The organism is Gilvimarinus gilvus (assembly GCF_030518155.1).
Lineage (GTDB): Bacteria > Pseudomonadota > Gammaproteobacteria > Pseudomonadales > Cellvibrionaceae > Gilvimarinus > Gilvimarinus gilvus.
In genome coordinates, this window is sequence record NZ_JAULRU010000002.1 from 1 (window position 1) to 361 (window position 361).

The 361-nt window shown below is 64.0% G+C and carries 1 protein-coding gene; it reads left to right on the forward strand.

Features of this window, described 5'->3' with window-relative positions:
* Positions 1 to 361, forward strand: a 361-nt coding sequence (gene truB, locus QWI17_RS00010; protein WP_302720461.1) for a tRNA pseudouridine(55) synthase TruB, incomplete at both ends; no start/stop codon positions are given.

Below are 361 nucleotides of genomic sequence, written 5' to 3' on the forward strand. Positions count from 1 at the left end.
CGCCCTGCAGAAAGTGCGCTGGCTGCTGAATGCGGAAAAGGCCGGCCACACCGGTAGCCTCGACCCGCTGGCAACCGGCGTGCTGCCGTTGTGCTTTGGCGAGGCGACCAAGTTTTCGCAGTACCTGCTCGACTCCGACAAGGGCTACGAAACGGTCATGCAGCTGGGGCAGACTACCAACACCGGCGACGCCGAAGGTGAGGTTCTGCAGACCCGCGAGGTGACCGTTGGTCGCGCCGATATCGAGGCGGTGCTGCCGCGTTTTCGCGGCCCCATCAGCCAGATACCGCCGATGTACTCGGCACTCAAGCGTGATGGCCAGCCGCTGTACAAGCTGGCACGTGCAGGAGAGGTAGTGGAG